The sequence below is a fragment of the Ruegeria sp. CE12 genome, from assembly GCF_056537525.1.
This window is the reverse complement of record NZ_JBQFRS010000017.1, coordinates 58,111-64,745: the sequence shown is the minus strand read 5'-3', so window position 1 is coordinate 64,745 and position 6,635 is coordinate 58,111. Positions and strand designations below refer to the sequence as shown.

At 55.7% G+C, this 6,635-nt stretch carries 7 protein-coding genes; 1 reads left to right on the top strand and 6 read right to left on the bottom strand.

Annotated elements, in window-relative coordinates:
- The 4 genes from ACR0IO_RS22360 to rpsL all read right to left on the bottom strand — a co-directional run.
- The coding region (locus ACR0IO_RS22360; protein WP_215675807.1) for a GTP-binding protein at positions 1-91 on the bottom strand (91 nt) is incomplete at its 3' end.
- A 60-nt stretch (positions 92-151) separates the two neighbouring features.
- Positions 152-2,269: an elongation factor G gene (gene fusA, locus ACR0IO_RS22355; RefSeq protein ID WP_155142446.1), complete on the bottom strand. Its 2,118-nt coding sequence runs from the start codon at positions 2,267-2,269 to the stop codon at positions 152-154.
- 18 nt (positions 2,270-2,287) lie between these two features.
- Positions 2,288-2,758 carry a 30S ribosomal protein S7 gene (gene rpsG / locus ACR0IO_RS22350; protein ID WP_010441203.1) on the bottom strand — a complete coding sequence of 157 codons (471 nt, stop codon included), beginning with the start codon at positions 2,756-2,758 and terminating at the stop codon, positions 2,288-2,290.
- 15 nt (positions 2,759-2,773) lie between these two features.
- The gene (gene rpsL, locus ACR0IO_RS22345) at positions 2,774-3,145 is read right to left on the bottom strand and encodes a 30S ribosomal protein S12 (protein WP_005621086.1); all 372 of its coding nucleotides are present in this window, start codon (positions 3,143-3,145) and stop codon (positions 2,774-2,776) included.
- Between the two features lie 396 nt (positions 3,146-3,541).
- On the opposite strand from rpsL, the gene ACR0IO_RS22340 reads away from it, so the two are divergent.
- The gene (locus ACR0IO_RS22340; protein ID WP_480744943.1) at positions 3,542-4,348 is read left to right on the top strand and encodes a putative rhamnosyl transferase; all 807 of its coding nucleotides are present in this window, start codon (positions 3,542-3,544) and stop codon (positions 4,346-4,348) included.
- Here ACR0IO_RS22340 and ACR0IO_RS22335 read toward each other — a convergent pair.
- Together ACR0IO_RS22335 and ACR0IO_RS22330 are read right to left on the bottom strand one after the other, a co-directional pair.
- Entirely contained in the window at positions 4,333-5,202 is an 870-nt protein-coding gene (locus tag ACR0IO_RS22335; protein ID WP_480744941.1) for a DMT family transporter, read from the bottom strand. The two genes, ACR0IO_RS22340 and ACR0IO_RS22335, sit on opposite strands and share 16 nt — an antisense overlap.
- 206 nt (positions 5,203-5,408) lie before the next feature.
- Positions 5,409-6,506 (bottom strand): autotransporter outer membrane beta-barrel domain-containing protein, encoded by a 1,098-nt coding sequence (locus tag ACR0IO_RS22330; protein ID WP_480744939.1) that lies wholly within the window; start codon positions 6,504-6,506, stop codon positions 5,409-5,411.
- Between the last annotated feature and the right edge of the window lie 129 nt (positions 6,507-6,635).

Sequence of the window (6,635 nt, the reverse complement as noted above, 5' to 3'; positions counted from 1 at the left end):
CTGCGGTCAGCGTGGTCTTGCCGTGGTCAACGTGGCCAATCGTGCCGATGTTGACGTGCGGTTTTGTACGCTCAAACTTTTCCTTTGCCATGATGGCCTCCTTTTTCGGTAATGAAGGGAGCCCGTTAACCGAGCTCCCTCAAATCTTCGCTTATGCGTATTTCGCCTGGATCTCGTCCGAGATGTTCTGCGGAACCGGATCGTAGTGGTCGAACTGCATGGTGAACTGGGCACGGCCCGACGACATCGAACGCAGAGTGTTGATGTAGCCGAACATGTTCGCCAGCGGAACGAACGCGTCGATCGCGATCGCGTTGCCGCGTGGTTCCTGACCAGACACCTGGCCACGACGCGAGGTCAGGTCACCGATGATACCGCCGGTGTATTCTTCCGGGGTGATCACTTCGACCTTCATGATCGGTTCCAGCAGTTTCGCGCCAGCTTTGCGCATGCCTTCACGCATACACATACGGGCTGCGATTTCGAACGCCAGAACGCTCGAGTCAACGTCATGGAACTTACCGTCCAGCAGGGCAACCTTGAAGTCGATCACGGGGAAGCCAGCCAGAGGGCCGCTGTCCATGACGGACTGGATGCCTTTTTCAACACCCGGGATGTATTCCTTCGGAACGGCACCACCAACGATGCGGCTTTCGAACGAGTAACCTTCGCCTGGCTCGGTCGGAGTGATCTCGAGTTTAACCTCACCGAACTGACCCGAACCACCCGACTGTTTCTTGTGGGTGTAGGTGTGCTCGACAGGCATCGAGATGGTTTCACGATAGGCCACCTGCGGTGCACCGATGTTCGCTTCAACCTTGAACTCACGCTTCAGACGGTCAACCAGGATGTCCAGGTGAAGTTCGCCCATGCCCTTCATGATGGTCTGACCCGATTCCAGGTCGGTTTCCACACGGAAGGACGGGTCTTCGGCGGCCAGACGGGCCAGACCCTGGGACATCTTCTCTTGGTCGCCCTTGGTTTTGGGCTCAACCGCGATCTCGATCACCGGATCGGGGAAGGTCATGGTTTCCAGAACCACCGGATCCTTCGCGTCACACAGGGTGTCACCGGTGGTGGTGTCTTTCAGACCCGCCAGCGCGATGATGTCGCCTGCAAACGCTTCTTCGATCTCTTCCCGGTTGTTCGAGTGCATCATCATCATACGACCGATGCGCTCTTTTTTACCTTTGGTCGAGTTCAGGATCGAGTCACCCTTGTTCATGGTGCCCGAGTAGATCCGGGTAAAGGTCAGCGAGCCAACGAAGGGGTCGTTCATGATTTTGAACGCCAGGCCCGAGAAGGCCATGTCGTCGTCTGCACGACGGGCGATGTCACGAACTTCTTCCTCGTCGCCGGGTTTGAAGCCCATGTAATCAACAACGTCCAGCGGGCTGGGCAGATAGTCGATCACAGCGTTGAGCAGAGGCTGAACGCCTTTGTTCTTGAACGCCGAACCACCCAGAACCGGAACGAACGCGATTTCCAGAGTACCTTTACGCAGCAGGGCGCGCAGGGTCGGAACGTCGGGTTCATTGCCTTCCAGGTATTCCATCATCGCGTCGTCGTCCATTTCGACGGCCGCTTCGATCATCTTGCCGCGCCATTCGTCAGCCATGTCTTTCAGGCTGTCGCGGATAGGAGCTTTGATCCAGCTTGCGCCCAGATCTTCGCCCTGCCACAGCCACTCTTCCATGGTGACCAGGTCGATCAGACCTTCCAGCTCGGACTCGGCACCGATCGGAATACCAACCGGAACAGCGCGTGCGCCGGTGCGGTCTTCGATCATGTTGACGCAGTTGAAGAAGTCAGCGCCGATCTTGTCCATCTTGTTGACGAAAACCATACGCGGAACCTTGTAGCGGTCAGCCTGACGCCACACGGTTTCGGTCTGGGGCTCAACACCGGCGTTTGCGTCCAGAACGCAGACGGCACCGTCGAGAACCGCCAGCGAACGCTCAACTTCAATGGTGAAGTCAACGTGGCCAGGGGTGTCGATGATGTTCAGGCGGTGCTTAGGAGTTTCGGCGGTCTGACCGTCCTCGGTGCGTTCCCAAAAGGTAGTGGTCGCAGCCGAAGTGATGGTGATGCCGCGTTCCTGCTCCTGCTCCATCCAGTCCATGGTGGCTGCACCATCGTGCACCTCACCGATGTTGTGGGATTTACCAGTGTAATACAGGATACGCTCCGAGCAGGTAGTCTTACCTGCGTCGATGTGCGCCATGATACCGAAGTTACGGTATAGTTCGAGCGGATATTCGCGTGCCATTTTTGATAAGCCTCTGAATTACCAACGGTAGTGGCTGAAGGCTTTGTTCGCCTCGGCCATCTTGTGGGTGTCTTCGCGCTTCTTCACGGCAGTACCGCGGGACTGTACAGCGTCCAGCAGCTCACCGGCGAGGCGTTCTTCCATGGTATTTTCGTTGCGGCCGCGCGCAGCAGTGATCAGCCAGCGGATGGCCAGTGCTTCGCGGCGCTCGGGGCGCACTTCGACCGGAACCTGATAGGTTGCACCACCAACCCGGCGCGAGCGAACCTCAACCGACGGTTTGATGTTGTCGAGCGCTTCGTGGAACACTTCGACAGGAGCGCGCTTTACCTTGTTCTCAACGCGATCAAAGGCGTTGTAAACGATGCGCTCTGCGACCGACTTCTTGCCGTCGATCATCAGGTTGTTCATGAATTTAGTCAGTACCTTGTCGCCAAATTTGGCGTCAGGCAGGACTTCGCGTTTTTCGGCGGCGTGACGACGTGACATATCAGCCTCTCCTTCTTACTTGGGACGCTTCGCGCCGTATTTCGAACGACGTTGCTTACGATCTTTGACGCCCTGAGTATCCAGAACACCGCGCAGGATGTGGTAACGCACACCGGGAAGGTCTTTTACACGGCCGCCACGGATCAGAACAACCGAGTGTTCCTGCAGGTTGTGGCTTTCACCCGGGATGTACGAGATGACCTCGAACCCGTTGGTCAGGCGCACCTTGGCAACCTTACGCATAGCCGAGTTCGGCTTCTTCGGTGTGGTGGTGTACACGCGGGTGCAGACGCCGCGCTTCTGCGGGCACTGCTCCAGGTGCATGGACTTCGAGCGTTTTACTTTAGGCTGCCGCGGCTTGCGGATCAGCTGCTGAATAGTTGGCATTCCGGTTTCTTCCCCGTTTTGCAACACACATGACATGCACGCGCATCGCGTGCGGTTAAATTCGCTGCACTTATGCGTCCACAAGCGCAAAACCCGCGAACGTTCCCATTCCGAGGTGAACGTCGCGGTTGTTTATCAGAGGGCGCGAACGACAAAATTGTCCGGGCCTTGACCAGTTCATTACTGGAATCGGTTGTGGGGCGGCCCCCGGCACCGAGATGTCGCGCGTAATAGGGGGAGTCGGCCCGAGTGTCAACAGCACACCCGTTGCGCTGCCGGCTATCCGGATTGCGGTGACCTATCAAAGCCCCGGTGCAGTTTCAATTCCAACAGCCAGTTGCGGGTCTGACGAGGCAGAGGCATAGTCGCCACAAGAACGTTCTTTACGGATTAGACATGCAAGTCATCGGTTTGTGCCGCTTCTCCTATCCTGCCCTCGGTGGTTTCCAGATTGAGCATGATACAATCGAGGAACGACGGCGGTACCTCTATAGCCCGGAGAGACTGGAAGAGCGGTTTCGCCTGTTCGAGGCAACCACCCTGCCCTGTTTCCGCGAACAAACAGACGAAGACTATCAGTTGCTAATCGTAATCGGTGACTGCCTGCCGAAACCTGCACTGGATCGCCTGCATGATCTCACCGCCGGAATGAAACAGGTTCGGATCATAAAGCGGCAGCCTGAACGCCATCGCAAGGTCATGAAAGAGATACTTAACGCCGCCAGGGATGATTTCAATCAGCCCTGCCTGCAGTTTCGGCACGACGATGATGATGCCGTATCGGTTGATTTCGTCGAGCGGTTGCGCATAGCAGCGGAAGAGTGCAAAGGGCTGATGGCTGAAAACCGATCTGTTGCCATCGACTACAATCACGGGTTTCTGGCCCGGTTTGGGCCAGAAGGGGTGCAGGCCAAGAAAGTGTTTCGGCATTTGTTAGGTGTTGCATTTGGCATGTATGTGCGCGGTGGTTGCCCACTGACGATCATGAACTTCACCCACCACAGGATCGGCAACTCGATGCCAGTCGTCAGCTATCCGGACGCGCCAATGTGGGTGCGCACGCTGAACCAGTTCAACGACTCACCCAATACCCGGAACAGCAAGATCGAGATGACCCCGCTGGATCCGGAACTCGAAGGTGAATTCATCGCGCGCTTTGCCATCGATCAGGACTACGTCAGACAGGTTCACTCCGTTGCTTGATGGGTCCGTTCGCGAAACAGGGTGAACAAACCGGCGGCAACAACCAGCACCGCTCCAAGCATCGTGATCTGATCAGGCCATTCGTCGAACACCAACCAACCCAGTCCCAATGCCCAGATCAGGCTTGAGTATCTGAAGGGTGCTACGAAACCCACGTCCCCTACCCGCATCACCATGACGCTGAACAGGTATCCCATCAGCACAAAGACCGCCGCCAACGCGACCAACATTCCGGCGCCTGTCGAAACTGGAACCCAGCCTTCCAATATCGATGCGATTGCCGCAGCAGCGGTGATCGAAAGTGATGTCGCAAGCGTAACAACCATCGACGGCACCTCGGCTGACATACGCCGCGTAATCAGATCCCGCACTGTGACTGACGCGACCGCAACCAATGCATACAGCGAAAATACACTAAAACCTTCGGGTCCGGGCCGTACGATCAACAACATGCCTACGAACCCAAGGGCAATCGCCAGGATACGCCGCCACCCAATATGTTCCGAGAAAAACAGAGCCGCACCCAGAGTGACGGTTAAAGGCAATGCCTGCAGTACCGCTGTCACATTAGCCAGCGGCATGCTTTTTAACGCCGTCAGAAAGAAGAAAGTCGCTGACAGTTCCGCCAGACACCGCAACGCCACCAGCCATCTGTCATGGTGCGGGAAATTCAGGTGCAGCGATCCCAAAAAGCGGGCAAGTACATAGATCAGAATTGTAGCTAACGCGCCGCGAATAGCGACAAGCTGAAACAGCGGCAATTCCTGCAAGGCAACCTTAACCAGTGTATCATTCACGGTAAAAGCTGCCATGCTTCCCACCATCAGCAAGGCGCCTTTAACATTTGGGGTCATATCAATCTGGTCCGGCCTGAAATCAATCTGGCCATTGGCTCAACCAGCAGACGCAATGTCAACTGGTCCAAGCAACAATTTACTGGGTCGCTCCCGTCGATGCCTCACTGTCCAAACCACCAAACACTCGGTTTGGACGCAAAGTTATCGTCCATCCGCAATACATCCAATCAGGCCGACGCACTTCTGAGCCCGTTCACCTGCGCTTAAAAGTCAAAGTTGAAAGCAAGCTCGACCTCGACCTCATTGTATCCACTCAATCCGATGCCATCATAGGTCACTTTGGTAGTCCAACGACCACCATTCTCAGTCAAGATATCCGTACCTGCCGAAAGCGATCCAATAACATCTCCGGTGCTGTCGATGGTCATGTCATTGCTCAGCACACGCCTGTCTCCGGGTTGTTCTGCATACCAATCAACACCGGCACTCATAAAGGGTAGCCATTGCAAGCCGTTCGAGCCAATGATTGGGTCGCGCCAGACATCAACCGCCAATCGGGCAATCAACGTCTCAGCATTATGGCTGGTGACCGTAAATGTTGAGGTCCCATTCGAGTATTGATGCGCAGGCATGTCGTCATTTGCGTAAAAGATGCCAAGCTTCGGGAATATCGAATAGTTGCCGCTATTGATACGTCTGGTGATGTTGGCATCAACAAAGAACCGGTCTGCATCAAATGACGACCGATAGGCAGCTATGCCGTTTTTGAATTTTCGGTTGGCATATCCAAGCCATATATCCACCAGCGTATATTCGTCCGGTCTCCACCCCAGATACGGACCTATGAAATAGCTGTTGGCATCCGCAGAAACTGTGTTGTTGAACGAGTCAGTGTCAGTTGATTCAAAACCGCCTGCAAAACCAACCTTTACAGCCCCACTCTGCCACAAGTCCGCCCCAACGATAATCTGGGCGCTATTGTCACGACCACCTCGACCAAACTGGTTGTTGTTTGCATGAAGGTAGGTCACATCAAACCAGGCAAGGCTTTCTTCTTTGATCGAAGTGGAATCGGCGCTATCGGCACCATAGGGGCCAAGTGCACGCCGGTTCAAACGCTCGGTAATCGACCAACGCCCTAGCAGGATCGGGGAAAAGCCAATAATGGCACTTTCGGTCAGTTGCTGACCGCCGGTAGCGCCCCCTCCATCAGGTTCGGTACCACCCCCACCGGGGCGGATCGGAACAGGTGGAAGCGTCTGGTCAGGACGGGCCAGTTGGTTGGTGGTTGCGATCTCGCAATCTCCACCATCGCCCGATATCTCGGAGAGCGTGTGCGCGCCAGCTGCGCCGGTAGCCACAACTGGAGAAGCTGAAATATGCAGCCCCTGCCCAACCCAGGTGTCAACGCGGGTCGACGAAGCAGTTGCGTCAAGAGCAAACCTGGATCCGCCTGTCGTCCTGGACAGCCAAAGCGACTGACTGCCATC